This is a genomic window from Pseudomonas folii (assembly GCF_014357575.1).
In the GTDB taxonomy this organism is placed as follows: Bacteria; Pseudomonadota; Gammaproteobacteria; order Pseudomonadales; family Pseudomonadaceae; genus Aquipseudomonas; species Aquipseudomonas folii.
This window is the reverse complement of the sequence record NZ_JACONW010000078.1, coordinates 1-26316: the sequence shown is the minus strand read 5'-3', so window position 1 is coordinate 26316 and position 26316 is coordinate 1. Positions and strand designations below refer to the sequence as shown.

The window sequence follows — 26316 nt, the reverse complement described above, 5'->3', positions numbered from 1 at the left end:
CAGGTAGGAGCCAACTTGTTGGCGAGAGGGGTTTACGCGGTGAGTCAGGTCTGACGCCTCGCGAACAAGTTCGCTCCTACCGAGGCAGTCAGACAGAGCAGATTTCCAGGTAGGAGCCAACTTGTTGGCGAGAGGGGTTCACGCGGTGAGTCAGGTCTGACGCCTCGCGAACAAGTTCGCTCCTACCGAGGCACCCGTCACACAACCATCACCAAACCTTCATGGTCATGACATCGCCTCTCCTTAGCCTGAGTTTGTAAAGCAGCGCCAGGCCATTACAGCCATCGCCCGCACTTGCAGGGCAGGCTAACGGAGACTTCGCATGACTCAGATCGCCCGTATTCGCGACACAGCATCCGACCGCCGCCTACAGGCAGAACGCCTGACCGGCAGCAACGCCTTGCAGGAAGCACAGGCCCTGCGCTTCAGTGTGTTCAGTGGTGAATTCAACGCAAAACTCAAAGGCGCTGACCAAGGCCTGGATATGGACGATTACGATGTGCACTGCTCGCACATCGGCGTGCGTGACCTTAACACCGGCAAGCTGGTCGCTACCACGCGCTTGCTGGACCACAAGGCCGCCAACACCATCGGCCGCTTCTACAGCGAAGAAGAATTCGCCCTGCATGGCCTTGGCCATCTGCAAGGTCCGATCCTTGAATTGGGCCGTACCTGCGTGGACCCGGACTACCGCAACGGCGGCACCATCGCGGTACTGTGGAGCGAGTTGGCCGAGATCCTCAACGAAGGTGCCTACAGCTACCTGATGGGCTGCGCGAGCATCCCGATGCAGGACGGCGGCATTCAGGCCCACGCGATCATGCAACGCCTGCGCGAACGGTATCTGTGTACGCAAAACCTGCGCGCCGAGCCGAAAAATCCGCTGCCAGCCCTGGATCTGCCCAACAACGTGATCTGCGAAATGCCGCCCCTGCTCAAAGCCTACATGCGCCTGGGTGCCAAGATCTGCGGCGAGCCGTGCTGGGACGAAGACTTTCAGGTCGCTGACGTATTCATCCTGCTCAAACGTGACGAACTGTGCCCGCGTTACGCCCGCCACTTCAAGGCAGCAGTGTAATGAGCCGCTTGCGTAGCTACGCCCGAGTCGCACGGGTGCTGCTGGTGATTGCGTTGGGGCTGACCATTGCCGGCACGTTCGCCTGTATGGAGCGCATGAAAATCGGCAATTCCATGGCCCGGCGTCAGCGCTGGAGCCGATGGTTCATGGCGCGCCTGACAGCTGCCCTGCCGTTTCGGGTGACCGTCAGCGGCGAGCTTCCACGTCAGCCGATGCTCTGGGTCAGCAATCACGTGTCCTGGACCGACATTCCGCTGCTGGGCATGTTGGCCCCGCTGTCGTTTCTGTCCAAGGCCGAGGTACGCACCTGGCCCGTGGCGGGTTGGCTGGCGCTGAAAGCGGGCACGCTGTTCATCCGTCGCGGTTCGGGTGACAGCAAGCTGATTCAGAAGCAGATGGGCAATCACTTGCAGCAGAACAATGCGCTGGTGATTTTCCCTGAAGGCACCACCACTGACGGTACTGGCCTGCGTACGTTTCATGGTCGCCTGATGTCCAGTGCGATTGATAGCGGGGTGTTGCTGCAACCGGTGGCGATCCACTATTCGCGCAATGGCAAGCCAGACCCTATCGCGCCCTTCATTGGCGATGACGATCTGCTGTCGCACTTGCGTCGGCTGTTCGCCAACGAACAAGGCGATGTGCATATCCAGTTGCTGACGCCGATCGCCACCGAGGGCAAGGAGCGCGCAGCTTTGGCATATCAGGCTCAGCAAGCGGTGCAGATCGCGCTGTTTGGCGAGCCGCCCGCCGCGGCTGAGCTTTTGGTTACCAAAGGCGCCGAAGCAGTGTCTGACGCTCAGACCGCCGAGAGCCCGCGCTCGGCCAGGGCGGCCTGAGAGAAATCCTGCAAGATCGGATAGAACTCGGCAAAGTCCGCGCTCAAGGGTTGGTAGAGGTCACGCAGTTCCTGCATGGCACCTGCCAACCCTTGTGGCCGTGACAAACGACGCGAAATCCCCGCCAGTACTTGCTCCAGCACGGCAAATTCCCGATATGAACCCAGCCAGTCGTGAGCGGCCATATGCGGCGCAATCCGCGCCAGTCGCTCGGGCAACTCTGGCTCTGCGGCCAACACGCCGTAGACCGTGCGAGTGAATGCCGAGAGCGGCACCTCAGCGTAATGCGCCCAGTCCCGGGCCAGGCAATGATCAAAAAACACGTCCAGTACAATGCCCGCGTAACGTCTCCGCTCGGCCGGAAAGCGGGCAATCGATTGCTTGATCAGCAGGTGACTGTCAGTGAATGCGTCAATGCTGCGATGCAACTGGATAGCCTGCGCCAGCTCATCCGGGAAGCGTCCAGCCACAGGACCTTTGACGAAATCGCCATACAGACTGCCAAGAAGTTGTGCCGGACGTTGGCCGCCCAGATGCAGATGTGCGAGATAGTTCATGGCGCCCAGCGTACGCCGAATTGAGCCTCCCGCCTATATCGATATAACCCGATATAGCGTTTCTCACTATTCTCAGTAGAAAATCATATTTGTATATCGCGAAATACAAATATAAAGTTCGCCCCATCGCGATATAGCGTTAAACCCATATTGAGAACGACATGCCTATCGACCTCGACGAAATAATAAAAGCCCTGGCCCACCCTGTTCGCCGGGAGATTCTTGTCTGGCTGAAGGACCCGCACAGTTGTTTTCCGGACCAGACCCACTCGACGGAAAACGGTGTTTGCGCGGGTCAGATCGATCAGCGCACCGGGCTTTCGCAATCCACGGTTTCTGCCCACCTGGCCACCCTGCAACGCGCTGGCCTGATCACCAGCAAGAAGGTAGGGCAATGGAGCTTTTTCAAGCGCAACGAAGAGGTGATTGCGGCCTTTGTCGAAGCGCTAGTGCTGGAGTTGGGTCCGCCGTCCTGAATCTATTTCGATGGAAAAAATTCCCTGTAGGAGCTGCCGAAGGCTGCGAAAGCTTTCTGTCTGAACCACCGAGAATCGCAGCCTTCGGCAGCTCCTACAGGATTAACGAAACCTTTATTAACAGGAGACGCCCAGTGCCTCTTTCACTGTTTATTCTGGCGCTCAGCGCCTTCGCCATCGGGACCACCGAGTTCGTCATCATGGGCTTGCTGCCCGAAGTCGCTGCCGATCTGGGGGTTTCCATTCCCGGTGCGGGCTGGCTGGTAACCGGCTACGCGCTGGGCGTCGCGATCGGTGCGCCGTTCATGGCCATGGCCACCGCCAGGCTGCCGCGCAAGGCTGCGCTGGTCACGCTGATGGGCATCTTCATCGTCGGTAATCTGCTGTGCGCCATCGCCGCCGATTACAACGTGCTGATGTTCGCCCGTGTCGTGACTGCGCTGTGCCACGGTGCCTTCTTCGGTATCGGCTCGGTGGTTGCTGCAGGCCTGGTGCCTGCCAATCGTCGCGCTTCGGCCGTTGCATTGATGTTCACGGGGCTGACCCTGGCCAACGTGCTCGGCGTGCCGTTGGGCACTGCGCTGGGCCAGTACGCTGGCTGGCGCTCGACCTTCTGGGCCGTCACCGTCATCGGTGTGATTGCATTGATCGGCCTGATCCGCTTCCTGCCGACCAACCGCGAAGAGCTGAAACTCGACATGCGCGCCGAGCTCGCCTCGCTCAAAGGCGCAGGCATCTGGCTATCGCTGAGCATGACCGCGCTGTTTTCGGCCTCGATGTTCACCCTGTTCACTTACGTCGCGCCATTGCTGGGCGAAGTGACCGGTGTATCGCCAAACGGCATTACCTGGACCCTGCTGCTGATCGGCCTGGGCCTGACCGTGGGCAACGTGATCGGCGGCAAGCTGGCTGACCGTCGTCTGGCCGCGACGCTGATTGGCGTGTTCATTGCCATGGCCGTGATCTCCACCACCTTGAGCTGGACCAGCGCCGCGCTGATTCCGACCGAAATCACCTTGTTCCTCTGGGCCACCGCCGCGTTCGCTGCCGTACCTGCCTTGCAGATCAACGTCGTGACCTTCGGCAAGGCCGCGCCAAATCTGGTGTCGACCCTGAACATCGGAGCGTTCAACGTCGGCAACGCACTGGGCGCCTGGGTCGGCGGCAGCGTTATCGCCCATGGCCTGGGCCTGACCAGCGTGCCTTTGGCGGCTGGCGCACTGGCGATACTCGCGCTGATCGTGACCTTGATTACTTTCCGCCAGGGCGGCAACGCCGAGCTGGCTCCCGCTACCCACTGATTGATCAATTCATGAGGACTTACACATGACCACTATCTTTGACCCGATCACCATGGGCGACCTGCAACTCGCCAACCGCATCATCATGGCACCGCTGACCCGCTGCCGCGCCGATGAAGGCCGTGTGCCGAACGCGATGATGGCCGAGTATTACGTACAGCGTGCATCGGCAGGTCTGATCATCAGCGAAGCCACTTCAGTCACGCCAATGGGCGTCGGCTATCCGGATACTCCGGGCATCTGGTCCAGCGATCAGGTCCGTGGCTGGAGCAACATCACCAAGGCCGTTCACGGTGCAGGCGGCAAGATCGTTCTGCAACTGTGGCACGTCGGACGTATTTCTCACCCGTCGTACCTGAACGGTGAAACCCCGGTTGCGCCAAGCGCAATCAAACCTGAAGGCCATGTCAGCCTGGTTCGTCCGCTGTCTGACTACGTCACGCCGCGCGCGCTGGAACTGGCAGAAATCGCTGACGTGGTAGAGGCCTATCGTACCGGCGCAGAAAACGCCAAGGCCGCTGGCTTTGATGGCGTGGAAATCCACGGTGCCAACGGTTATCTGCTGGATCAGTTCCTGCAAAGCAGCACCAACCAGCGTACTGACCAATACGGCGGCTCTCTGGAAAACCGTGCACGCCTGATGCTGGAAGTGGTCGATGCGGCGATTGAAGTATGGGGCGCGGGTCGTGTGGGCCTGCATCTGGCACCGCGCGCCGACTCCCATGACATGGGTGACGACAATCTGGCCGAGACTTTCGGCTACGTGGCAGCCGAGATGGGTAAACGTGGCATCGCGTTCATATGCTCTCGCGAGCGTGAGGCTGGCGACAGCATTGGTCCGCAATTGAAAAAGGCTTTCGGCGGGGCTTACATCGCGAACGAGAAATTCACCAAGGACAGCGCTAACACATGGCTGGCCAACGGCTCAGCGGATGCGGTGGCGTTCGGCGTGCCGTTCATTGCCAACCCTGACCTGCCAGCGCGCTTGAAGCAGGATGCACCGCTGAACACCCCCCATCCGGAAACGTTCTACGCCCAAGGGCCAGTAGGTTATATCGATTACCCGGCGTTGTAATACATCTGCAGGAGGCAACTTGTTGGCGAGGCTTTGGACCTGAACACTCAGGAAGATCGCCTCGCGAACAAGTTCGCTCCTACCGGGGGATATGACTGTTACCGGCGCGCATTCACCTGCTGGGACAGATTCTGAATCTGGCTCTGCAGCGTGTTGATGTTGCGGGTCATCTGCGCACGGAAAGCATCGAATTCAGCCGTGTTGTTGCTGGCTGCTGGAGCCGGACGGTTTTCCTGTTCGCTTTTGAGCACGATCAGATCCTGCTCAAGACGCTCGATGGTCGCTGCCGGATTGCCCTGTTTCTTCAGTGCGGCAACATCGGTGCTGAGGCTTTTCAGTTGGGTGTCAACTTTTTCCAGATCACCTTGAGCCGCTTTATGATCCGGAATCGAAGCCTTCACCGCCGCCAGCTCAGTAGTAACGGTTTTAAGCTGTTCCTGCAGTTGCGCATTACTCGTCTGTAGCTGCGTCGCCTGAGTCGTAATCTGCTCCAGGCGCTGCTGCAACTGGCTCTGCTGTCCGGTTGCGCCTTCCTGCTGCTTGTCCTGATCAGCCAACTGGTCTTCGATCAGCTTGATGCGTTGCTTGAGCGCCACCCCGTCGACCACCACCGATTCAGTCGCAACGACCTTGCCGGAGATGTCCTGTAAACGGCCGGCAGCTTCTTCACTGATGCGTGCGAAGCTTTCCTGAGTCGCCACCAGTTGCTGCTCCATCAGGGATATCTGCTGAAAGCTCCACCAGCCCAGCCCGCAGAAGGCAATGAACAACGCGCCCACCAGGGCCCAAAGCGGTCCGGTGCTCGGCCCTTTTACTTTCACCACAGGTGTATCCCGGGAATACACCGTTGTGCGTTTGCGTGCCGCAGTAGTCGGCGCGAAATCGTCGTCATCGTCCTTGGCGCTGAGATTCGGAACGTCATCGACGTCGTCGTAAGGATCGTTACGCATGAGTAACCCTGTGTAGAACCGTGATGAAAACTGCTTGAAGTTCGCGAGTATAACCGCTGAGGCCGCAGCCTAAAGTGCTCACCTGCTTTGTTGCGTTTGCCACCAGTCGCAAAACTCATCCAGCGCCGCCCACAGGCTGACTTGCGGGTCGTAGTCCAGATAATGCCGGGCGCGGCTGATATCCAGGGTGAAATCCTTGCTCATGACCTGCACGCCCAACCGCGACAAGGTTGGCTCCGGGCGACCCGGCCAGAGCATGCACGCCGCTTCGTTGAGCGCGGCGGCCGAGTAAGCAAGGCCAACAGATCGGTACCGCGTGACCTGCGGCAATTGCATGCGACGCATCACGTAGTTCACGGCATCCCAGACCGGCACCGGCGTTCCGTTGCTGATGTTGTAGGCCTTACCCAGCGCCGACCTGTCAGCCAGCAGACTGCTGATCAGGGCCTGGTTGAGGTTGTGCACACTGGTGAAATCCACCTTGTTCAAACCATTGCCGACAATCGACAGACGCTTCTTGCGCTGCATGTGCAGCAGCCGCGGGAAGATGCTGGTGTCGCCCGCTCCTGTCACGAAACGCGGGCGCAGGGCGATCACTTCCAGTCCGAACTCTTCCGCGCCGAACACCTTCTGCTCAGCCAGGTATTTGCTGGCGGCGTAGTGATTGTTGAAGCGCTTGGGCACCTGTTCCTCTTTAAGGTCCAGATGCGAGTGGCCATCGAAGTAGATTGAAGGCGACGACAAATGGACCAGCCTTCTGACCCTTTGTTTCAGACAGGCCTCAACGATGTTTTCGGTGACCTGCACGTTACCCTGCAAGAAATCCTGCTTGCGCCCCCAAACGCCCACTGAACCGGCGCAATGCACGACAGCGTCAACGTCGTCACACAGCACTCGGACCAGGTCAGGATTGATCAAGTCACCCTGGATGAACTCAGCGCCGCGCTTGACCAGATGCGCAACACCTTCGGCACGTCGGCCATTGACCCGCACGCTAAAGCCCTGCTCCAGGGCGAACCGCGCAAAGCGTCCGCCAATAAAGCCGCTTGCGCCGGTGACCAGAATCTTCATTTACCGCTCCGTTAGAATTTCGTTTTGCGCTTGCTGAACAATGTATTGCCACCTGATTGATGGTGATACTTGTAGGAGCTGCCGAAGGCTACGAAAGCATTTGTCCTGACACACTGCCATTCGTAGCCTTCGGCAACTCCTACAAAAGCACTGATTGACGCTCACTTCGTCTGCAGCGGCACCAGCCACTGCCCTGCCTGCTGCGCCAGATGCTCCGTCAATCGGGTCAACAACTGCCCGCCATTGCGCCAATGATGCCAGTACAACGGCACGTCCACCGGTTTGTCTGCTGCAAACTCCACCAACGAGCCGCGCAGCAGTTGTTCGCGTACCTGTATTTCCGGAACCAGCCCCCAGGCCACTCCCGCTTCGGTCATGCGTAAAAAGCCTTCGGCCGATGGGCACACATGATGCTCGAACCCGCCCTCGATCCCTAGTGAAGCCAGATAGCGGTGCTGCAAAAAATCATCCGGGCCGAACACCAGTGCTGGGACGCGGGCGAGTTTTTTCGCCTCGAAACCTTCGGAAAAGTGGCGGGCGATGAATGCCGGACTGGCGAGGCCACGGTAGCGCATCGCGCCCAATAACAGACTACGGGCCCCGGCAACCGGCCGTTCGCTGGCACACAAACAGGCCGCAACATCGCCTGCACGCATGCGCTTGAGGCCCACGTCCTGATCTTCGACGACCAGATCCAGCAACAGATTGTTCTGCGCGCAAAAGTCGCCAATCGCATCGGCCCACCACGTCGCCAGACTGTCGGCATTCAACGCGATACGCAGGCGCTCCGGCATGCCCTCTTCGTCCAGAGCGGGCACCTGACTTTGCAGATCACGCTCCAGCAGCCGCACTTGCTGCACATGGTTGAGCAGACGACGCCCAATCTCAGTCGGGCTCGGCGGCGTGGCGCGAACCAGAACCGGCTGCCCCACGCGCGCCTCCAGCAGTTTTATCCGCTGGGACACCGCTGACTGAGACAAACCCAGTACTTGAGCTGCGCGCTCAAAACCGGCTTGTTCGATCACGGCTGCCAGCGCTGAAAGCAGTTTGTAGTCAAACATCAGTTTTCCTAATGGGCGATCAGCAGGATTGGTTTTTCTTATACAGCGTTGGCCCCCACAATCGCCACACAAACCTGTCGAACAGGCAGATTACTCTGTGTGTGGAGCCTATTTTTCATGTGGCAAAGTTATCTCAACGGGCTGTTGGTGGCGGGCGGTTTGATCATGGCAATCGGTACTCAGAATGCTTTTGTTCTGGCGCAGAGCCTGCGGCGTGAACATCATTTGCCGGTAGCGATGGTGTGTATTGTCTGCGATGCGATCCTGATTGCAGCCGGTGTATTTGGCTTGGCCAATCTGCTGGCGCAAAACCCGACCTTGCTGGCGGTCGCCCGCTGGGGCGGCGTCGTGTTCTTACTCTGGTACGGCAGCCTTGCATTGCGCCGGGCCTGCTCCAGCCAGAGCCTGGAAAAGAGTGAAGTCGTTGGCCTGCGCTCGCGCCGGGCAGTCCTGCTGAGCGCCCTGGCAGTGACCCTGCTCAACCCCCATGTTTATCTCGATACGGTTTTGCTGGTCGGCTCCCTTGGCGCTCAGCAAAGTGTGCCGGAGGCTTATGTGGTGGGCGCAGCCAGTGCGTCACTGTTGTGGTTCAGCACCCTGGCGCTCGGTGCGGCATGGCTGGCTCCATGGCTGGCGCGTCCCGCCACCTGGCGACTGCTTGACCTGATGGTCGCGGTGATGATGTTCAGTGTTGCGGTGCAGTTGATCAGGGCTGCGTAAATCCAGAACACTTAATACAAAAATCTGTGGGAGCCGAGCTTGCTCACGATAAACGACAACACGGTTTGCCTGCGAGCGGCGACACATGTATCGCGGGCAAGCACCGCTCCCACAAGGTCGTGTTTGCAGCGCAACAGCGCGGTGTCGAAGAAAAAAACGATCTTACTCAGGAGATCGTTCCCATTAGTCAAAACCTCTGGAACCTCTATCCCACACAGTTGTTGCGTGGTTAACGGGCAGACCCGGTGCTATGATCCTGACCCTGCGCCGCAAAGAGTACAAACTCGCCGGTGCATGTTCTGTCTGGCCGCCCGTGATCGGCCTTGCGCTCACCGCAACTGACCTGATTAGGAGATAAACCATGGCTTTTGAATTGCCGCCGCTGCCGTACGCCAAAGATGCTCTGGTACCGCACATTTCCGCAGAGACACTGGAATATCACCACGACAAGCACCACAACACCTACGTGGTGAACCTGAACAACCTGGTGCCAGGCACCGAGTTCGAAGGCAAAACCCTGGAAGAAATCATCAAGACTTCTTCGGGTGGCATTTTCAACAACGCCGCTCAAGTCTGGAACCACACGTTCTACTGGAACTGCCTGGCGCCAAACGCTGGTGGCGAACCTACTGGCGCACTGGCTGACGCTATCAACGCGGCTTTCGGCTCGTTCGACAAGTTCAAAGAAGAATTCAGCAAAACCTCCATCGGCACCTTCGGTTCCGGCTGGGGCTGGTTGGTGAAAAAACCTGACGGTTCCCTGGCTCTGGCCAGCACCATCGGCGCAGGCAACCCGATCACCAGCGGCGACATCCCGCTGCTGACCTGCGATGTGTGGGAGCACGCCTACTACATCGACTACCGCAACCTGCGTCCGAAGTACGTTGAAGCATTCTGGAACCTGGTTAACTGGGACTTCGTAGCGAAGCAATTCGCTGCCTGATTTCAGATCCAGTAAAAAAACCCGGCACTGCCGGGTTTTTTTTCGTCCATGAAATGTGCTTAATGTCTTGTCAGCCGACGATAGCGGACTAATATCATCCGCTTGGGTTTTTACGATTTCGTTCAAGTTTTAAAGGTTTTTGTCCGACACAGTGAGAATGCCTGACTTTACGATGAGGTCAGGATGGAGCAAGAGCAGGTAATGATGAGCAAAGTCGCCATCTGGCGATCTCGTTCTGGTTCGACTGTTTTTTGATGGTTGCAAAGGCTTGACGCACCCGGCACGGATTAAGGAATAGCCATTTGAAGCTGGAACTCAAAAACAGCCTGTCAGTAAAGCTTCTGCGCGTGGTGCTGCTCTCGGCATTAGTCGTGGGCGTTGTGCTGAGTTGTGCGCAGATCGTCTATGACGCGTACAAGACGCGACAGGCCGTGGCCAGCGATGCTGAACGAATTCTGGATATGTTCCGCGACCCGTCGACTCAGGCTGTATACAGCCTGGACCGGGAAATGGGCATGCAAGTCATCGAAGGCCTGTTTCAGGACAATGCGGTGCGGCTGGCATCCATTGGCCATCCGAATGAAACCTTGCTCGCCGAAAAAGAGCGCCCGCTGAAATCCACGTCGACGCGCTGGCTGACCGATCTGATCCTTGGCAAGGAGCGCAGCTTCACCACTCAATTGGTCGGCCGCAGTCCTTACAGCGAGTACTACGGCGACTTGCGCATTACGATGGACACAGCCACTTACGGTGAAGGATTCATCATCAATGCAGTGATTATTTTCATCTCCGGGGTGCTACGCGCACTGGCGATGGGCCTTGTTCTGTATCTGGTTTATCACTGGCTACTGACCAAACCGCTGTCGCGCATCATCGAACACCTGACCAACATCAACCCCGATCGCCCCAGTGAACATCAACTGCCCCTGCTCAAGGGCCATGAGAAAAACGAACTGGGCATCTGGGTCAACACTGCCAACCAGTTGCTGGCTTCCATCGAGCGCAATACGCACTTGCGCCATGAAGCCGAAATCAGCCTGCTGCGCATGGCTCAGTATGACTTCCTCACCGGCCTGCCCAACCGCCAGCAACTGCAACAGCAACTGGACAAGATTCTGGTCGATGCCGGACGTCTTCAACGTCGAGTTGCAGTGCTGTGTGTCGGGCTGGATGACTTCAAGAGCATCAACGAACAATTCAGCTACCAGACGGGCGACCAATTATTGCTCGCGCTGGCAGATCGTCTGCGCGGTCACAGCGGTCGGCTTGGCGCACTGGCGCGCCTGGGCGGCGACCAGTTCGCGATGGTGCAGGCTGATATTGAACAACCCTATGAAGCCGCAGAGTTGGCGCAGAACATCCTTGATGATCTGGAAGCGCCGTTTGCCCTGGGCGATCAGGAAATTCGGCTGCGCGCCACCATTGGCATCACACTGTTCCCGGAAGACGGTGACAGCACTGAAAAGCTGCTGCAAAAAGCAGAACAGACCATGACGCTGGCCAAGTCGCGCTCGCGTAACCGATACCAGTTTTATATCGCCAGTGTGGACTGCGAAATGCGTCGCCGCCGGGAGCTGGAAAAAGACCTGCGCGAAGCCCTGCCCCGCAATCAGCTGTTTCTGGTCTATCAACCGCAGATCAGCTATCGCGAGAATCGCGTGGTCGGCGTAGAGGCCCTGATCCGTTGGCAGCACCCGGAACACGGCCTTGTGCCGCCAGACCAATTCATCCCGCTGGCTGAACAGAACGGCTCAATCATTACGATTGGTGAATGGGTGCTGGACCAGGCCTGCCGTCAGTTGCGCGAATGGCACGATCAGGGGTTCACGGATCTGCGCATGGCGGTCAACCTTTCGACCGTCCAGTTGCACCACACCGAGTTGCCAAGGGTGGTCAACAACCTGATGCAGATCTACCGTCTGCCGCCGCGCAGCCTGGAACTGGAAGTCACCGAAACCGGCTTGATGGAAGACATTACAACCGCCGCGCAGCATCTGCTCAGCCTGCGCCGCTCTGGCGCCTTGATCGCCATTGACGACTTCGGGACCGGCTATTCGTCCCTGAGTTACCTCAAGAGCCTTCCGCTGGACAAGATCAAGATCGACAAGAGCTTCGTGCAAGACCTTATCGATGATGATGACGACGCGACCATCGTGCGCGCCATTATTCAGTTGGGCAAAAGTCTCGGTATGCAGGTCATCGCCGAAGGCGTGGAGACCACCGAGCAGGAGGCTTACATTATTTCCGAAGGTTGCCATGAAGGTCAGGGCTACCTGTACAGCAAACCGCTCCCGGCGCGGGAGTTGCTGGCTTATCTGAGACAGGCACAACGCAGTAATGCGGAGGTTTCGTAGATTTAACTGCCGAGCAGTGACTCGTAGGACCGGCTTTAGCCGGGAGGTCAGGATGTTTGGCGAAGGATATCTGGCGATTGCGCCAGAGCCCTCCCGGCTGAAGCCGGTCCTACGGGATTGCGAAACATTTGACACTCCTTGTTACAACCACACTCCAGCTCATCTTCCCCCAAAGGCAATAGGCCTTTACACCGAATGCAAATCTTTCGCATTATGTCGCAGCTTTTTTTTGGGCGCCTGGCGCCTTGAACCCTCTAGACGCAGGATTCCGTCATGATTCGTATGCCATTGGCAACCGCTAGTCTGCTGGCCATCGCTATTTCCCTCGCCGGTTGCGGCGATGAGAAAAAAGCGGCTGCACCCGCCACCGCTTCCGCACCGGCTCCAGCGCCGGCTGCTGCACCCGCGCCTGAAGCGGCTGCTCCGGCACCGGCTGCGCAAACCAGTGACGCTGCTGCCAAGGCCGTAGTCGCCAACTACTCCAACATGGTTTACGCGGCCTTCAGCGACGCTGAAGCAGGCGCCAAAAACCTGCGCACCGCGATCAACGAATTCCTCGCCACCCCGAACGACAAAACCCTCAAGGCTGCGCGCGACGCCTGGGTTGCCGCTCGCGTGCCGTACATGCAGACCGAAGTATTCCGCTTCGGCAACACGATCATCGACGACTGGGAAGGTCAGGTTAACGCCTGGCCCCTGGATGAAGGCCTGATCGACTACGTTGCCAAGGACTACCAACACGCGCTGGGCAACCCGGGTGCAACCGCCAACATCATCGCCAACACCGAAGTTCAGGTCGGCGAAGACAAGGTCGACGTGAAGGAAATCACGCCTGAGAAACTGGCCAGCCTGAACGAGTTGGGCGGTTCCGAAGCCAACGTTGCAACCGGCTACCACGCCATCGAATTCCTGCTATGGGGCCAGGACCTGCACGGTAATGAAGCAGGCGCTGGCGAGCGTCCAGCCTCTGATTACATCGAAGGCGCGGGTGGTACCGGCGGCCACAACGATCGTCGTCGCGCTTACCTGACCGCCGTGACTGACTTGCTGGTCAGCGATCTGGAAGAAATGGTCAACAACTGGAAGCCAGGTGTTGCCGACAACTATCGCGCCAGCCTGGAAGCCGAAACCGGCGAAAGCGGCCTGCGTAAAATGCTCTTCGGCATGGGCAGTCTGTCTCTTGGCGAACTGGCTGGCGAGCGCATGAAAGTGGCACTGGAAGCCAACTCCAGCGAAGACGAGCACGACTGCTTCAGCGATAACACTCACAACTCGCACTTCTACAACGGCAAAGGCATCCGCAACGTTTACCTGGGCGAATACACCCGTACAGACGGCACCAAAGTCAGCGGTCCAAGCCTGTCATCCCTGGTCGCCAAAGCCGATCCAGCCACCGACGCCACCCTGCGCGCAGACCTGGACGCCACTCAGTCCAAACTGCAAGCCATCGTTGATCAAGCCAACAAAGGTCAGCACTTCGACCAGTTGATCGCAGCTGGCAACACCGAAGGCAACCAGATCGTTCGCGACGCCATCGCATCTCTGGTCAAGCAGACCGGTGCTATCGAGCAAGCCGCAGGCAAGCTTGGCATCACCGACCTGAACCCGGACAACGCCGATCACGAATTCTGATCAGCGAAGTGTGAGCGTTTGCTGTTGAACGCTTCGAACGGATGAACCGAAATGCCAGTTGGCTTTGCTGACTGGCATTTTTTTTGGCTTTGGTTTGTCTCTGAAAGCTGACTGGCGCGGGATACCAGGTATTACCGAGCCGGAGCGCCCATTGTCGGCCCGGATGTATGGGAATACTGTGTGGAAAACCAATTCGGGACGCATGATCAATGTACGAGACAACAAAGTGGCCACTGACGCTCTATTTTGACGGCGAATGCCCACTCTGCGCCCGAGAAATCAAAATCCTGCGTGCACGCGCCAGACCTGATCGGCTTTGTTTTGTTGATATCAGTGATGATGCTTTCGATACAGAATCTGTGGGATTCACGCTTGCGCAAATGGAGTCATCGCTGCACGCCAGGTTTGACGATGGAACATGGGTCACTGGCCTGGACGCTACGCTCTGGAGCTGGCGAGCAGCGGGCCTGGGTGTCTGGGCTGCGCCGTTGTCATGGCGGTTGACCAGACCGCTGCTTGACGTCGGCTATCGTCTTTTTTGCCGCTGGCGTCCGCATTTGGCGTGGCTGCCTCATCCGGATGGTGGTGCTCGCTGTCGGGGCAACAGTTGTGCCGTTCCGGAAACCGACCGTTCACCGCACGACCGGTCACCGTCTGATAAACGTTAGGCGTTTCAGCTCCCGGAAGAGTAGCCGATAAACAGAGGTGAAACTGGATTTTTCAAGATATGGAGATCAGATTTTGGTCAGCTCAATCAACACCAGCACTCCCTCGAACCCGAATATCAAGGTGTCCGACACTCAAGTCAGCCAAAGCCTGTCAGCGCGCTCGACAGCGACCGACTCGCTGGCGAGTACGGTCGGAAATACAAACGATACGAGCTCACTGTCCTCACTGGCGCGCCAGTTGAGTGAAGCCTCTGCTCGTGCAGAAGCCAGAGACAAAAGTCTCAACCGCAAAGAACTGGGTGAGAAAGCCGGACAACTGACCGAGCAACTGGTTGGCAGCAGCTACGACGCCAATAAAGCTTGGCACGATGCGGAAATTCCTGACAGCGACGATCCCGATCGCATGGAGCGCGCAAAGAGCGCGACTCAATTCGTCAATGGCAGCGGAAAAAACCCGTTCGCCGGCATGTCACGAGATCAGCTTTCTGTCATCGCCTATGACGAAAGCGGTGATTTTACCGTCAACGAGAAAAAGTCGGCCTGGTTAGAGTCATACCGTCAGGAGCGTGTATGGCGCCAGCAGGTCGTGGCTCAAGGAAGTGCAGAATACAGCGCGACAGGCAAGCTGACTGATTTTTACACCTCGGTTCTTGATCACTACAAAGGGCTGCCAGCCATCGAGCAGTCGCAATACCCCACCGACTATGAAACCAGGCTTCAGGACTGGATAGACCAGGACTTCATCTACAAAACCAACACGGCTGAAGGTAGTACGGATGCCCAAAGTCTTCTGGACAAAGTCCTGAATCCTCAAAGCGATATCTTTACCGGCCGAGGCACCTCAGGCTCTCAGCCGTGAAAGCCGTTTTTGCCCGTTCCGCGACGTTCAAGCCGCTAAATAAAAGTCTGGGCGATTTTCGATAATTTCTGTCCGGACCAGGCCTCTGACCACTCAAACCAGGACGGTCACCCGGACGCCGCCCCAGCGGCCAATGGTATTTACGGCTCAATTCGGCAAAGCAAATTCAACGTCAATGACGCTCGCTCCGTTCCGGGTTGCCAGGGTCTAGTGGGCGGACGATTGCCCTTTCTGTGTGGATGGCTTTCGATGAGGGCGAACTCACCTGCGTGAGTCGGGACTGGTAGCTTCGTCACCCAACAACGTTGGTGGCTTGCCGTGGATATTGTGGTACCTGCCATTGAGGCATGGCAGCCGAGGAAAGGGCTTAACTATATAAGGACCGCTCGGGGCTATATTTTACCAAAAGATATATATATGTACCGCACAACGTTATCCGGGATCTTGTTAGCTGCAGGAAATGGAACCTCAAGTTAGCTAAATCTAAAGGATAAGCACATGCCTCAAAACACTATAACCTTACCGCCCATTGTCATAACACCTGATCCGCCGATAACAGCTCCTAGTCCCTCTGTGACTTTTCCAGGAGTGATATTGGCCAGGCCACTACCATGGGATGGCAAGTTACCCTCCAACTCGGAACTCGACTCATTTTTCAGTCAGAAAGGAATCAAGACTGAGCGCTTTACCATGGCAGTTGTAATGACCGTCGCAGTAGCTCAAAGAAACATCGAGCAGTCCTACACGGCCTATCTGCCGCAATTACCAGGAGACATCAACTCAGAAATCGGTGCAGCACTGGGATCTGATTTCATCTCTACGCTTGATAGAGCAAGGGCTGAAAAAGCCATTGTGGACAGCTTGACGACACAGAGCACCGAAGAGTTGCATAGAAGCAATCAAGCAGCTCATGCTTTTTTTGGAAGAAATGTACTTGCGAGGGAGATAAAAAAAAGCGCGGTAGATTTCGTAAATATCTTTCAAACGAGATCGGGTCGACGTCCCCCGCTTGAAGTTTACAAGAGCTGGGAAGCGTCAGCTACAGCAGCCTATCGAGCAAAGATTCTCGAGGAGAAGATTGGAATACTTACGCAAAAGTCAGCAGCGCTCGTCCAGACAATCGCGGCAGCCCAAGCGGAAGAGGACGCACGTATCGCGATAGAAGCTGAAGCTCGGCGAGTGGCTGCCGAAGCTGCTGAAAACGCCCTTCTTGTAAAAAAAGAAGATGCTCAGCGTGTGGCGCAGCAACAAGCAGCTCGACAGGCCATTTTCACTTCAGCAGGCACGATCGCTATGCCCGCTGGTGCCAACGTTATCACGATAGCAGGGCAAGGGCTTGTTCTAGCTGGCGAAGGGGCTGCATCTCTGGCTCAGGCTATTGCCGAAGGTGTTGCTGCTTTGGGCCGAATAGCCGTCGCAGGCCCGGGTGCGTACATCGCCACTTTCTTGTCGCTAGCGCTGTACTCCAGTTCTACCGCTGACGAATCGCAGGACCAAACTCCCGACCATATCCGTTACGGTTTTGGCACTGACGCCGATCAATTGGGGCTCCCGCCAGATACCGATTTGCAGAGTATAGCTTTGGCGCAAGGCACGGTAGAAATGCCAATGCGTTTGACCAGTGAAGCTAGAGGTAATCGATCATTCATTTCTGTGGTCACTGCCGATGGCACGAACATACCCAAGGCGGTTCCCGTACGAGTTGCAACGCTAAACCCAACAACAGGTTTGTACGAGTCAGTAATACTCAGCACCATCCCGGATCAGCAACCTATCACTTTGACCTGGACGCCTGCGGACCCACCGTTGAGCGAAAACCCATCTAGCACAACCCCCGCCATATCCCAGGAAATACCGCTGTACACCGGCGTCACTCTGCAACCCATTGTTATTGAGGCTGAGCCCTACCCTGCATTACTGCCCACGTTAAATGACTTCATCATCTGGTTCCCGGCAGCATCCGGGATCAAGCCTGTCTATGTGATGCTGAACTCTCCATATGACGGGGCAACCACCAAAGGAAAATATAGTGGACGTATGTACAATCCCGACAAAGCTGGAGGCCCGATTCAGAAGCTGGACTGGACAACAGCGTCGGTTACCCAAGAGGGTATTGAGTTGGTGAAATTGCATACAGGGCGATTTGATCCATCGGACGGTAACAACATAATGATTGATCGCCTGGAAAAAATCCTGCGCGGTGAAATATCTATCAGCGACATTGATAAAAGGTTTTATACACACGAAATTAGAGAGTTGGAACGATATAGGGCTCTTGGGTTGAGGGACAGTGAAGAAGGTTCTGTGTGGAACGATACCCACACTGCTACGCTTGAGGATTATGGAATCGACGAAATGCTCACCCCACTCTATACGGAAGACGCTATCAGCGCTGATGAAAAACAAGACTATGCTCGCGCACTTAAGGAAAAATAATGAACCACATCAAAGATATTATCATCAACGAATCCATAGCAGATGTACTAACGGCTTTAGCTCCTATTTCTTCACAGCCTAGAATAGACAGACTCTACACATCCTATAGATTTGAAGCTCTTGGAACAGGTGAGTTATGGAATACCTATGAAAAACTCATAATTGATGGCGTACTAGCCCGCGATGAACGGGGGCGGGCGATCAAAGGTCCAAATTGGAAAGAGCCGGACTTCATCACCCAAGAAAAATATTCGTTAACTGAAGAGTAGAGGAACGTCGAGCAGCCCCGCGTTGGCGGGGCTTTTTCAATTAATATTCGATGTAGGTATTCACAAATCTCCCGCGGCCGCCGCAGTCCTTTCCAACCATGTTTTGTCTCGGATCGACTGCAGGAATCAGCGGACAGGTAGCAAGGAGTGGACTCTAGAGTCGGGCCGGGTAAAAAAGCCTAACCGATAATTCGTAACAACACATTGCACCCACCAAGGCAAACGATAATCCCTCTTATTCAAAAAGGACGAGGCTGTTAAGCTTGCACGCCCTGATTTCGGGCTTGTTGCAGGATGGTTATGGCTACGCGGTTGCGTACGTTTGTTGTGTTGCTGAGTGCTCTGATGATGAGCGCGTGCGATGACGCCCCGCGTTTCACCCAGGCTGAGCCGGGCGAAGCGTTGGCGGGTGGCAAGGCGACGGTGAACAAGCGGGACGTGAATGCGTTTTCAATGCCGTCGGCGAATCTGTCCCCGGTGCGGCGTCTGGACTTCAGTGTGGGTAACAGTTTCTTCCGCAGCCCTTGGGTGATTGCTCCTTCCACCACCACGGCCCGCGACGGTCTGGGGCCGTTGTTCAACACCAACGCCTGCCAGAATTGCCACATCAAGGACGGCCGAGGTCATCCTCCCGAGCCGGATGACGTCAATGCTGTGTCGATGCTGGTGCGCCTGTCGATACCGGACGATCCGGCGCAAGCAGAACTGGTCAGGAAGAATGGCGTGCTACCCGAGCCTACCTACGGCGGGCAGTTGCAGGACATGGCAGTGCCCGGCGTCGAGCCGGAAGGCCGAGTGCGCATCGAATACGAGCCCATGCCGGTCAGGTTTCGCGACGGCACGGAGGTCGAGTTGCGCAAGCCGACCTTGAGCATCACTCATCTGGGCTATGGCCCGATGCACCCTGAAACCCGCGCGTCGGTGCGTGTCGCACCTCCGATGATTGGCCTTGGGCTGCTGGAGGCGATACCCGACGCGGCGATTCTGGCCAATGCTGATCCCGACGATAAGGACGGCGATGGCATTTCCGGTCGGCCTAACTGGGTCTGGGACGATGAGCAGCAAACGGTCGTCATGGGCCGTTTTGGCTGGAAGGCCGGACAGCCCAATCTGAATCAACAGAACGTGCATGCGTTTTCAGGCGACATGGGGCTGACCACCAGCCTGCGCAATTTCGATGATTGCACGCCCACGCAGACCGATTGCCTTGCAGCCCCGAACGGCAACGGACCGGATGGCGAGCCTGAGGTCAGCGACAACATTCTGCGGCTGGTGCTGTTCTATAGCCGCAACCTGGGTGTGCCTGCCCGTCGCAACATCGAAAACCCGCAGGTACTGGCCGGCAAGAATCTGTTTTACAAGGCGGGCTGCCAGCAATGCCATACGCCACAGTTCAAGACGCGCCATGATGCTGCCGAGCCGGAACTCGCCAATCAGGTAATACGTCCTTACAGCGACCTGTTATTGCATGACATGGGCGCCGAGTTGGCTGACAATCGCACCGAATTTCAGGCGACCGGACGCGAATGGCGCACGCCGCCTCTGTGGGGCATAGGTCTGACGCAGACCGTCAGCGGCCACACCCAGTTTTTACACGATGGACGCGCCCGTAATGTGCTCGAAGCGGTGCTGTGGCACGGCGGCGAAGCCCAGGCTGCGCAGCGTCAGGTATTGGCGTTCGATGCCGAGCAACGCGCAGCACTGTTGGCGTTCCTGAACTCGTTATGACTTCTTTCATTTAAAAACTATAAGGAGCCGGACATGTTCCGTCCCAAGTTGCTCTTCACCAGCCTTGCCGCGCTCGCCTTGGGTGCCTGCGCGCCTTCGGACCCGCAAGCGGTCACTTCGGCAGCGATTGCCAAACAAGTGATCCTGCCGACCTACAGCCGCTGGGTTGACGCTGATCGCAAGTTGGCGACAAGCGCTTTGGCGTTCTGCGAAGGCAAGACCGATCTGGCCACGGCCCGCGCCGACTTCCTGTACGCGCAAAAAACCTGGGCCGAGTTGCAGCCACTGCTGATCGGGCCGCTGGCCGAGGGCAATCGTTCGTGGCAGGTGCAGTTCTGGCCGGACAAGAAAAATCTGGTCGGCCGTCAGGTGGAGCAACTGGTGACGGCCCAACCGCAGATCACCCCCGATGCACTGGCTAAATCCAGTGTGGTCGTCCAAGGCCTGTCCGCTTATGAATACATCCTGTTCGACGCTGCCATCGACATGGCCAACGCCGAGCAAAAAGCCCGATATTGCCCGTTGCTGACGGCGATTGGTGAGCGCCAGAAAGCCCTCGCCGAAGAGATCCTCAGCAGCTGGAACAGCAATGACGGCATGCTCGCGCAATTGAGCAAATTCCCCAACCAGCGTTATGCAGATTCTCATGAGGCCATCGCCGAGTTGCTGCGCGTACAAGTCACCGCACTGGACACGCTGAAGAAAAAGCTCGGCACACCGCTGGGTCGTCAGAGCAAAGGTCAGCCGCAGCCGTTCCAGGCTGACGCATGGCGTAGCCAGTCATCCCTGAGCAGCCTGGATGCCAGTCTGGCCAGCGCTCAGACAGTCTGGGCCGGGGTCGACAACAAAGGCTTGCGTGGTCTGTTGCCCGCCGAGCAGAAACCGCTGGCCGACAAGATCGACGCTGCTTACGCTACCAGCCGTAAATTGCTGTCGGAGCTCAAGCCACCCCTTGTCGATTTGCTGGCCAGCGAAGAAGGTCGTCAGCAGTTGAATGCCTTCTACGACAGCCTCAACGTCGTGCATCGTCTGCATGAAGGCGAACTGGCCAAGGCACTGGGCATCCAGTTGGGCTTCAACGCCAACGACGGCGACTGACCGGGAGATAACGATGATGTTGCGACGCCAGGCTTTGGCACTCGGAAGTTTGCTGCTCAGTGCCTGCACACTGGGCGGCTGGACGCTATTTCGACAAAAAGGCAAAAGCCCGCTGTTGCTGTCCGCTCGCGATGATGGCGACGGCCAACACTACGCAGTGGGTTATCGCCTGGATGGTCAACAAGTATTCGCCACCCGGGTTGGCCAGCGCTGCCACGACATCATCAATCATCCGACGCTGAATCTGGCGTTGTTCGTTGCCCGTCGGCCGGGTACGGAAAGTTATCTGATCGACCTGAATGATGGACGCCTGTTACAGACTATTCATTCGCAGCCCGATCGACATTTCTACGGCCATGCAGTGATTCACAATAGCGGTGAATGGCTGTACACCACCGAGAATGACACCACTGATCCGGGCCGCGGCGTGCTCGGCGTGTATCGATTCGTGGACGAGCGCCTGGTGCATACCGGGGAAATCTCCACTCACGGTATTGGCCCTCATCAGGTGTCGTGGATGCCCGATGGCGAAACGTTGGTGGTGGCCAATGGCGGGATTCGGACTGAAGCGGAAAGCCGCGTCGAAATGAATCTGAACGCCATGCAGCCGAGTCTGGTGTTGATGCGGCGCGACGGCACGCTGGTGAGCAAGGAGACCCTTGCGCAGTCCATGAACAGCGTTCGGCACTTGGGTATAGCCAGCGACGGCACCATCGTCTCCGGTCAGCAATTCATGGGAGACATCCATGAGACGTCAGAGCTGCTGGCGATCAAACGTCCAGGCCAGCCGTTTGTTGCGTTTCCGGTCAACGAACAGCAACTGGCCTCGATGGGGCATTACACGGCCAGCGTTGCCGTACACAGCGAATTGCGTCTGGTGGCCCTGACTGCGCCACGGGGCAATCGGTTTTTCATCTGGGATCTGGACAGCGGCGCAATCCGCCTCGACGCTGCCCTGCCCGACTGTGCAGGTGTCGGCGCGGTAGCGGATGGCTTTGTGGTGACCTCAGGACAAGGCCGGTGCCGTTTTTACGACTGCCGACAAAACGAACTGCTCGCCAAGCCTTTGGACCTGCCCGCCGGACTCTGGGACAACCATCTGCATCTGGTGTGACGCACGTCAGTAGCGCTTGAGGGAGGAATGCTATCGCGGTGGGATCGGTGTCTGCCTGCGAGGAGGCTGAAAGCCTGCAAGTGACACCCGGCCCAGATCATCACCCCAGATGCAACGAGGCCCCATTAAAGGGGCCCTGGAGTTGGTGCTGCACACGCCAATGGCTAGCGCCCGGTACTCGAGCCTTGAGCCAACCCAAACATCAATAAAAGCAAGTCGTGACTCGGACTCACCAAATCGGGAGCTTTTGCGATCCGTGGCAGCGGGCAATGCCCTTCGCCGTGTAGAGCGCTCAAAATCTGTGTTCCCGGCTGTACCCAGGCGGCCATTGCGGCGGAGGTCACCGCCAGCGCACCCAGAATAAATAAACCTCGTGCCAGTTCTAGTTTCATCAGTCTAAGCCCTTGATAGCGCTGCCAAACGCTGCCTGATAAAAATAGACCAACTTCTGCCAATCTGTGGAAGTGAACGACGAATGGCGACGTAGCTGCTTGAGATCATGCCGTGCGGCAGCCATTGCGCTCAGACGGCGGCGGCATTTCTCGAGATCAAGCAATGCGACTTCAGCTTTGGCGTTATCACCCTCGCCGACAACGCGTACAAATACGTGTTTTATATAAAGGCAACTGTGCTGCCAGCGGCCCTTATGCATACGTGCCAGATTACCTGCCAACTCATGAAGCAGTTGATCATGCAACGCCTCGCCATGGTGCTCGCGCCCACCTGCGGCGTACCAGTCTTCGATCTCCACAAACCCGTCCAGGGCCGCAGTTACCAGAAGCGCACGCCACTCATGGCTTTTATCACGTTGAGCGCCACAGAAGATGAGCTTGGGCACGTTTACATCAAGCCCACTCAAGCCCTGAATTGCATCACGCTCGCGCAACACCGTCGGACGCCCGAAGGGATGCAGCCAACTGCGATAGATATGCCCAACCTGTCGTTTGACATAAATCAGTTGGCCATCATCGGCAACTATTCGTTGCACACCACTCTCACCGCCCCGACGCCGGTTGGGTTCTTCAACCCATTCGCCATGTTGCGTCCAGAAGGAATCAAAACGCTCGTCCTTTGAGACTGTGGGCTCCATAGCGACCTGTACGCCCATCTTGTTACCTCTTACGCAGTAAATACACACGCCACATGGCATACATCGGTAAAAAATCCAGGCGATCCTGAATGCGGAATCCAGCCTGTTCAAACTCGGCCTCGACAGTAGCGGCCGGTAACACAAAGCGGTTCTGGTAACTAACCTGCCCATTCTTCGCCTGACGTTTATGGTCCAGACGCTTACGTTTCCACGCTTTGAAATTGCCATCCACCCAGAGTGAAATGATCACACTGTCACGTGTAACACGCTGAAACTCCTTAAGTAGAGCGAGCCGATGGTCGGCCTGACCCACATGGTGCAGCAACCGCATGCAGAAAATGCTGTCTACGGCGTTGTCGGGCAGATCAATGTCAAAGGCAGATGTCTGCAAAGGTTGTACCCTTTTCACCACTTCTGCTGGTTGAGCAGCACAAGCGGTCTTCAGCATGTCTGCCGAGTTGTCTGCACCGATGATCATCCGATTCGATTTTTCAGCCAGCAATGGCCAGAAGCGCCCTGCGCCGCAAGGCAGGTCAAGCACTAATCCCGGATCACCCGCACGATGCAAAGCGGTACGCGCCAATTGCTCGTCGCGCCAATGAGACAGGCGACGAGACAGATTGTCTTTATGCTTTTGCAAATATTGCTGGGCATGTTCCTGGTTGTACTTGCGTGAAAACTCGAGTTCGATTCGCTTGCTCATGGGGGCACCTACTCATGTCGATGCCGGCAAGATAGTCAGGGCGCTGTCAGCGTCAGGTCATGCCAATGTGAAAAAAGTGTGGGAAGTCTGCGCAGATGTTTCCAGATGCGTCAAAGGCTTAGCGCCCTTGAAGACCTGAAGAGCAGAAACTGTCAGAGATATTTCGAGGCTGAAACGGCAAGGCATATCCTTGATGGACGCCAGCCGGGCTACTTCTTGAGCTTCACGCTGAAACGGCAGCCGTTGGGCTCCATCGGGCTCAAACTGACGCTCCAACCCTGGTTTTCGCAGATACGCTGAACCAGCGAGAGCCCCAGCCCAAGACCTTCACCCCGCTGTTCGTTACCCCTTACAAACGGCTCGAACATGGCCTCGCGCTTTTCCTCGGGGATACCGACCCCGCTGTCCTCCACCAGAAAACCTTCCTGCTGCAATGTCAGCGTAATGAAGCCTTGGTCGGTGTAGTGCAGAGCATTGCGCAGCAGGTTACCCATGACGGCATGAAGGAAGGTGGAGTTGTACAGAACGCCTGAAGGCTCGCTCGTGCCGACTGAGCGCACAGTCAGTTGCAGTCCTTTGCTTTCAATCGGGCCGCGCCAGAGTGCGATCAGGTCTTCGGCAACACTTTCCAGTGACACTTTGGGAACCATGTTGGCGTCTTCACGTTGCGTGCGAGCCAGCATCAGGAAAGTCTGCACCAGGTCGCGCATTTCTTCACACGCCCGGGCAATGCGCTCGACCTGCGCCCTGGCACGCATATCCAGCGCTGGATTATCCAGCAGCAGCTCGCAGGAGCTGGCCAGCACCATCAGCGGGGTTCGCAGTTCATGGCTGACGTCGCTGGTGAACATCCGCTCGCGGGTCAACGCCTGACGCAGGCGCCCCAGCGTGGCATCGAAGGCAACGGCCAGCTCACCTACTTCGTCAGCCGCATAGTCAGGCGCCAACGGAGGTGCCAGTCCCAGTAACTGGTCGCGATGACGCACCTGACGGGCCAGTCGCACAACCGGCGCCATAACCCGGCGCGCCAGCACCCACCCCAGAAATACGGCCAGCCCCAAGGCAAGCACAAAACCCACCAGCACGACGGCGAATAACACGCGCTCGCGCTCTTCAAAATCGCTTTGGTCTTGAAGGAGTGCGTAACGTCGACCGTCTACCACTTCAACCATGGCGTGATAGGACAGCGGGCCGCGAAACACTTCATGAAAGCCGGGCTCGAGATGCTTGAGGTCACTGGGAATATCGAAATCACCGGGGCCGCCGCTGAAATAGAACAGCTGATCTGGCTCCGGACGGTGACTCCAGTCGCTGACGCTGTCGAGCAGCAGCAAACGGTTAAGGTCGCCACCAAGGCCGGCTGAAATCAGTTTCTCTTCTACCAGGTGGACGGTCGCGACGATGCCCATGGCAAAGGAGCCTGCCACCAGCGCGCTCATCAATGCGAAAGCGATGATAATGCGTTGAGCGAGGCTCTGTTTAAACTCCATCCCGGCCCTCGGCCAGACGATAACCGACACCATGCACGGTTTGCAGCAGTGGCTTGTCGAAAGGCTTGTCGATCACCTGGCGCAGTTGATGAACGTGGCTGCGCAGGCTGTCGCTGTCGGGGCAGTCGTCACCCCACAGGGCTTCCTCCAGAACCTCGCGACGCAACACGTGAGGGCTTTTCTGCATCAACACGGCCAGCAGCTTGAGGCCCACCGGGTTGAGCTTGAGCAGGCGACCTTCACGGGTCACCTCCAGTGTGTCGAGGTCGTACACCAGTTCGGCGACTTGCAAGGTACGTCGGCCACCGCCCTGGGCGCGACGCAATACGGCTTCAATGCGCGCAGCCAGCTCGGACAGGGCGAAAGGTTTAAGCAGATAGTCATCAGCACCGGAGCGGAAGCCCTGCAGGCGATCGTCCAGCTGGTCACGGGCTGTCAGCATGATCACCGGGGTGTCGCGACGGGCGTCTTCACGCAATCGCTTGCAAAGGGTGTAGCCATCTATGCCGGGCAGCATGATGTCGAGCACGATGAGGTCGTAATGTTCGGTTGCCGCCAGATGTAATCCGGAGAGGCCATCCTGTGCACAATCGACCGTATAGCCTTTCATGCCCAGATAATCGGCAAGGTTGGCCAGGATGTCCCGGTTGTCTTCAACAAGAAGAATTCGCACGTGCACGCCCTCCATCTGCAATAGGCTGGCGCAGCTTAAGGCCTATAGGGGGCAAGAGCCAGTGTCTGATTGGGTTTCGTTACGCCTGAATGCTTTGTTTTGACTGAACCACCGACTTCGCGGGGGCCACC

25 protein-coding genes are annotated in these 26316 nt (G+C 57.2%); 16 read left to right on the top strand and 9 right to left on the bottom strand.

Features of this window, described 5'->3' with window-relative positions:
* The first annotated feature begins 322 nt into the window (after positions 1-322).
* Both olsB and H8S59_RS16375 read left to right on the top strand, forming a co-directional pair.
* Positions 323-1078, top strand: a complete 756-nt coding sequence (olsB, locus tag H8S59_RS16380; RefSeq protein WP_187522108.1) for an L-ornithine N(alpha)-acyltransferase — start codon at positions 323-325, stop codon at positions 1076-1078.
* Positions 1078-1917 (top strand): lysophospholipid acyltransferase family protein, encoded by an 840-nt coding sequence (locus H8S59_RS16375; RefSeq protein WP_187522107.1) that lies wholly within the window; start codon positions 1078-1080, stop codon positions 1915-1917. Before olsB ends, H8S59_RS16375 begins: the two co-directional genes overlap by 1 nt.
* Here H8S59_RS16375 and H8S59_RS16370 read toward each other — a convergent pair.
* The gene (locus tag H8S59_RS16370; protein WP_187522106.1) at positions 1878-2474 is read right to left on the bottom strand and encodes an acyl carrier protein phosphodiesterase; all 597 of its coding nucleotides are present in this window, start codon (positions 2472-2474) and stop codon (positions 1878-1880) included. The genes H8S59_RS16375 and H8S59_RS16370 overlap by 40 nt on opposite strands.
* Before the next feature lie 161 nt (positions 2475-2635).
* Between H8S59_RS16370 and H8S59_RS16365 the strand changes: the two genes are divergently transcribed.
* The 3 genes from H8S59_RS16365 to H8S59_RS16355 all read left to right on the top strand — a co-directional run bounded on the left by H8S59_RS16365 (position 2636) and on the right by H8S59_RS16355 (position 5326).
* On the top strand, positions 2636-2950 hold the full coding sequence (locus H8S59_RS16365) for an ArsR/SmtB family transcription factor (RefSeq protein ID WP_187522105.1): 315 nt from the start codon (positions 2636-2638) through the stop codon (positions 2948-2950).
* Between the two features lie 134 nt (positions 2951-3084).
* Entirely contained in the window at positions 3085-4251 is a 1167-nt protein-coding gene (locus H8S59_RS16360; protein WP_187522104.1) for an MFS transporter, read from the top strand.
* Between the two features lie 25 nt (positions 4252-4276).
* Positions 4277-5326 (top strand): alkene reductase, encoded by a 1050-nt coding sequence (locus H8S59_RS16355; protein WP_187522103.1) that lies wholly within the window; start codon positions 4277-4279, stop codon positions 5324-5326.
* 98 nt (positions 5327-5424) lie between these two features.
* On the opposite strand, the gene H8S59_RS16350 is transcribed toward H8S59_RS16355, so the two are convergent.
* The 3 genes from H8S59_RS16350 to H8S59_RS16340 form a co-directional block, all read right to left on the bottom strand.
* Positions 5425-6276 carry an ATPase gene (locus H8S59_RS16350; protein WP_187522102.1) on the bottom strand — a complete coding sequence of 284 codons (852 nt, stop codon included), beginning with the start codon at positions 6274-6276 and terminating at the stop codon, positions 5425-5427.
* 78 nt (positions 6277-6354) lie between these two features.
* Positions 6355-7347: an NAD-dependent epimerase/dehydratase family protein gene (locus H8S59_RS16345; RefSeq protein ID WP_187522101.1), complete on the bottom strand. Its 993-nt coding sequence runs from the start codon at positions 7345-7347 to the stop codon at positions 6355-6357.
* 161 nt (positions 7348-7508) lie between these two features.
* Positions 7509-8408, bottom strand: coding sequence for a LysR family transcriptional regulator ArgP (locus tag H8S59_RS16340; RefSeq protein ID WP_187522100.1), 900 nt, complete (start codon positions 8406-8408; stop codon positions 7509-7511).
* Between the two features lie 117 nt (positions 8409-8525).
* On the opposite strand from H8S59_RS16340, the gene H8S59_RS16335 reads away from it, so the two are divergent.
* The 11 genes from H8S59_RS16335 (at position 8526) to H8S59_RS16285 (ending at position 22229) form a co-directional block, all read left to right on the top strand.
* Positions 8526-9128: a LysE/ArgO family amino acid transporter gene (locus H8S59_RS16335; protein WP_122708159.1), complete on the top strand. Its 603-nt coding sequence runs from the start codon at positions 8526-8528 to the stop codon at positions 9126-9128.
* A 361-nt stretch (positions 9129-9489) separates the two neighbouring features.
* The gene (locus H8S59_RS16330; protein ID WP_095096263.1) at positions 9490-10071 is read left to right on the top strand and encodes a superoxide dismutase; all 582 of its coding nucleotides are present in this window, start codon (positions 9490-9492) and stop codon (positions 10069-10071) included.
* Positions 10072-10373: 302 nt separating this feature from the next.
* The gene (locus H8S59_RS16325) at positions 10374-12425 is read left to right on the top strand and encodes a putative bifunctional diguanylate cyclase/phosphodiesterase (RefSeq protein WP_095096265.1); all 2052 of its coding nucleotides are present in this window, start codon (positions 10374-10376) and stop codon (positions 12423-12425) included.
* 273 nt (positions 12426-12698) lie between these two features.
* Positions 12699-14057: an imelysin family protein gene (locus H8S59_RS16320; RefSeq protein WP_187522099.1), complete on the top strand. Its 1359-nt coding sequence runs from the start codon at positions 12699-12701 to the stop codon at positions 14055-14057.
* Positions 14058-14266: 209 nt separating this feature from the next.
* Positions 14267-14725: a thiol-disulfide oxidoreductase DCC family protein gene (locus H8S59_RS16315; protein WP_187522098.1), complete on the top strand. Its 459-nt coding sequence runs from the start codon at positions 14267-14269 to the stop codon at positions 14723-14725.
* 37 nt (positions 14726-14762) lie between these two features.
* Positions 14763-15584: a hypothetical protein gene (locus H8S59_RS16310; protein ID WP_246475376.1), complete on the top strand. Its 822-nt coding sequence runs from the start codon at positions 14763-14765 to the stop codon at positions 15582-15584.
* Positions 15585-16082: 498 nt separating this feature from the next.
* The gene (locus tag H8S59_RS16305; RefSeq protein WP_187522097.1) at positions 16083-18020 is read left to right on the top strand and encodes an S-type pyocin domain-containing protein; all 1938 of its coding nucleotides are present in this window, start codon (positions 16083-16085) and stop codon (positions 18018-18020) included.
* Complete coding sequence (locus tag H8S59_RS16300) at positions 18020-18289, top strand: immunity protein (RefSeq protein WP_187522096.1); 270 nt, start codon at positions 18020-18022, stop codon at positions 18287-18289. Before H8S59_RS16305 ends, H8S59_RS16300 begins: the two co-directional genes overlap by 1 nt.
* A gap of 300 nt (positions 18290-18589) precedes the next feature.
* A complete protein-coding gene (locus tag H8S59_RS16295; protein WP_187522095.1) occupies positions 18590-20017 on the top strand; it encodes a di-heme oxidoreductase family protein in 1428 nt (475 codons plus the stop codon).
* 33 nt (positions 20018-20050) lie between these two features.
* Positions 20051-21115, top strand: a complete 1065-nt coding sequence (locus H8S59_RS16290) for an imelysin family protein (RefSeq protein WP_095096284.1) — start codon at positions 20051-20053, stop codon at positions 21113-21115.
* A 16-nt stretch (positions 21116-21131) separates the two neighbouring features.
* Positions 21132-22229 (top strand): DUF1513 domain-containing protein, encoded by a 1098-nt coding sequence (locus H8S59_RS16285; protein WP_187522109.1) that lies wholly within the window; start codon positions 21132-21134, stop codon positions 22227-22229.
* A gap of 164 nt (positions 22230-22393) precedes the next feature.
* Here H8S59_RS16285 and H8S59_RS26995 read toward each other — a convergent pair whose 3' ends face one another.
* The 5 genes from H8S59_RS26995 to colR form a co-directional block, all read right to left on the bottom strand.
* Positions 22394-22621, bottom strand: a complete 228-nt coding sequence (locus H8S59_RS26995; protein ID WP_246475374.1) for a hypothetical protein — start codon at positions 22619-22621, stop codon at positions 22394-22396.
* Positions 22621-23337 (bottom strand): lipopolysaccharide kinase InaA family protein, encoded by a 717-nt coding sequence (locus H8S59_RS16280; RefSeq protein WP_187522094.1) that lies wholly within the window; start codon positions 23335-23337, stop codon positions 22621-22623. Before H8S59_RS16280 ends, H8S59_RS26995 begins: the two co-directional genes overlap by 1 nt.
* Positions 23338-23341: 4 nt before the next feature.
* Positions 23342-24022 carry a class I SAM-dependent methyltransferase gene (locus tag H8S59_RS16275; protein WP_095096292.1) on the bottom strand — a complete coding sequence of 227 codons (681 nt, stop codon included), beginning with the start codon at positions 24020-24022 and terminating at the stop codon, positions 23342-23344.
* 209 nt (positions 24023-24231) lie between these two features.
* On the bottom strand, positions 24232-25512 hold the full coding sequence (locus H8S59_RS16270; protein ID WP_095096295.1) for a sensor histidine kinase: 1281 nt from the start codon (positions 25510-25512) through the stop codon (positions 24232-24234).
* Positions 25502-26185: a two-component system response regulator ColR gene (gene colR, locus H8S59_RS16265; protein WP_027900279.1), complete on the bottom strand. Its 684-nt coding sequence runs from the start codon at positions 26183-26185 to the stop codon at positions 25502-25504. Before colR ends, H8S59_RS16270 begins: the two co-directional genes overlap by 11 nt.
* Positions 26186-26316: the final 131 nt, after the last annotated feature.

What these genes read in the sequence shown, in the direction of transcription:
- olsB (WP_187522108.1), top strand. Translation starts at nt 323, where the DNA reads ATGACTCAGATCGCCCGTATTCGCGACACAGCATCCGACCGCCGCCTA.
- H8S59_RS16375 (WP_187522107.1), top strand. Translation starts at nt 1,078, where the DNA reads ATGAGCCGCTTGCGTAGCTACGCCCGAGTCGCACGGGTGCTGCTGGTG.
- H8S59_RS16370 (WP_187522106.1), bottom strand. Translation starts at nt 2,474, where the DNA reads ATGAACTATCTCGCACATCTGCATCTGGGCGGCCAACGTCCGGCACAA.
- H8S59_RS16365 (WP_187522105.1), top strand. Translation starts at nt 2,636, where the DNA reads ATGCCTATCGACCTCGACGAAATAATAAAAGCCCTGGCCCACCCTGTT.
- H8S59_RS16355 (WP_187522103.1), top strand. Translation starts at nt 4,277, where the DNA reads ATGACCACTATCTTTGACCCGATCACCATGGGCGACCTGCAACTCGCC.
- H8S59_RS16350 (WP_187522102.1), bottom strand. Translation starts at nt 6,276, where the DNA reads ATGCGTAACGATCCTTACGACGACGTCGATGACGTTCCGAATCTCAGC.
- H8S59_RS16345 (WP_187522101.1), bottom strand. Translation starts at nt 7,347, where the DNA reads ATGAAGATTCTGGTCACCGGCGCAAGCGGCTTTATTGGCGGACGCTTT.
- H8S59_RS16340 (WP_187522100.1), bottom strand. Translation starts at nt 8,408, where the DNA reads ATGTTTGACTACAAACTGCTTTCAGCGCTGGCAGCCGTGATCGAACAA.
- H8S59_RS16335 (WP_122708159.1), top strand. Translation starts at nt 8,526, where the DNA reads ATGTGGCAAAGTTATCTCAACGGGCTGTTGGTGGCGGGCGGTTTGATC.
- H8S59_RS16330 (WP_095096263.1), top strand. Translation starts at nt 9,490, where the DNA reads ATGGCTTTTGAATTGCCGCCGCTGCCGTACGCCAAAGATGCTCTGGTA.
- H8S59_RS16320 (WP_187522099.1), top strand. Translation starts at nt 12,699, where the DNA reads ATGATTCGTATGCCATTGGCAACCGCTAGTCTGCTGGCCATCGCTATT.
- H8S59_RS16315 (WP_187522098.1), top strand. Translation starts at nt 14,267, where the DNA reads ATGTACGAGACAACAAAGTGGCCACTGACGCTCTATTTTGACGGCGAA.
- H8S59_RS16305 (WP_187522097.1), top strand. Translation starts at nt 16,083, where the DNA reads ATGCCTCAAAACACTATAACCTTACCGCCCATTGTCATAACACCTGAT.
- H8S59_RS16300 (WP_187522096.1), top strand. Translation starts at nt 18,020, where the DNA reads ATGAACCACATCAAAGATATTATCATCAACGAATCCATAGCAGATGTA.
- H8S59_RS16295 (WP_187522095.1), top strand. Translation starts at nt 18,590, where the DNA reads ATGGCTACGCGGTTGCGTACGTTTGTTGTGTTGCTGAGTGCTCTGATG.
- H8S59_RS16290 (WP_095096284.1), top strand. Translation starts at nt 20,051, where the DNA reads ATGTTCCGTCCCAAGTTGCTCTTCACCAGCCTTGCCGCGCTCGCCTTG.
- H8S59_RS16285 (WP_187522109.1), top strand. Translation starts at nt 21,132, where the DNA reads ATGTTGCGACGCCAGGCTTTGGCACTCGGAAGTTTGCTGCTCAGTGCC.
- H8S59_RS26995 (WP_246475374.1), bottom strand. Translation starts at nt 22,621, where the DNA reads ATGAAACTAGAACTGGCACGAGGTTTATTTATTCTGGGTGCGCTGGCG.
- H8S59_RS16280 (WP_187522094.1), bottom strand. Translation starts at nt 23,337, where the DNA reads ATGGGCGTACAGGTCGCTATGGAGCCCACAGTCTCAAAGGACGAGCGT.
- H8S59_RS16275 (WP_095096292.1), bottom strand. Translation starts at nt 24,022, where the DNA reads ATGAGCAAGCGAATCGAACTCGAGTTTTCACGCAAGTACAACCAGGAA.
- H8S59_RS16270 (WP_095096295.1), bottom strand. Translation starts at nt 25,512, where the DNA reads ATGGAGTTTAAACAGAGCCTCGCTCAACGCATTATCATCGCTTTCGCA.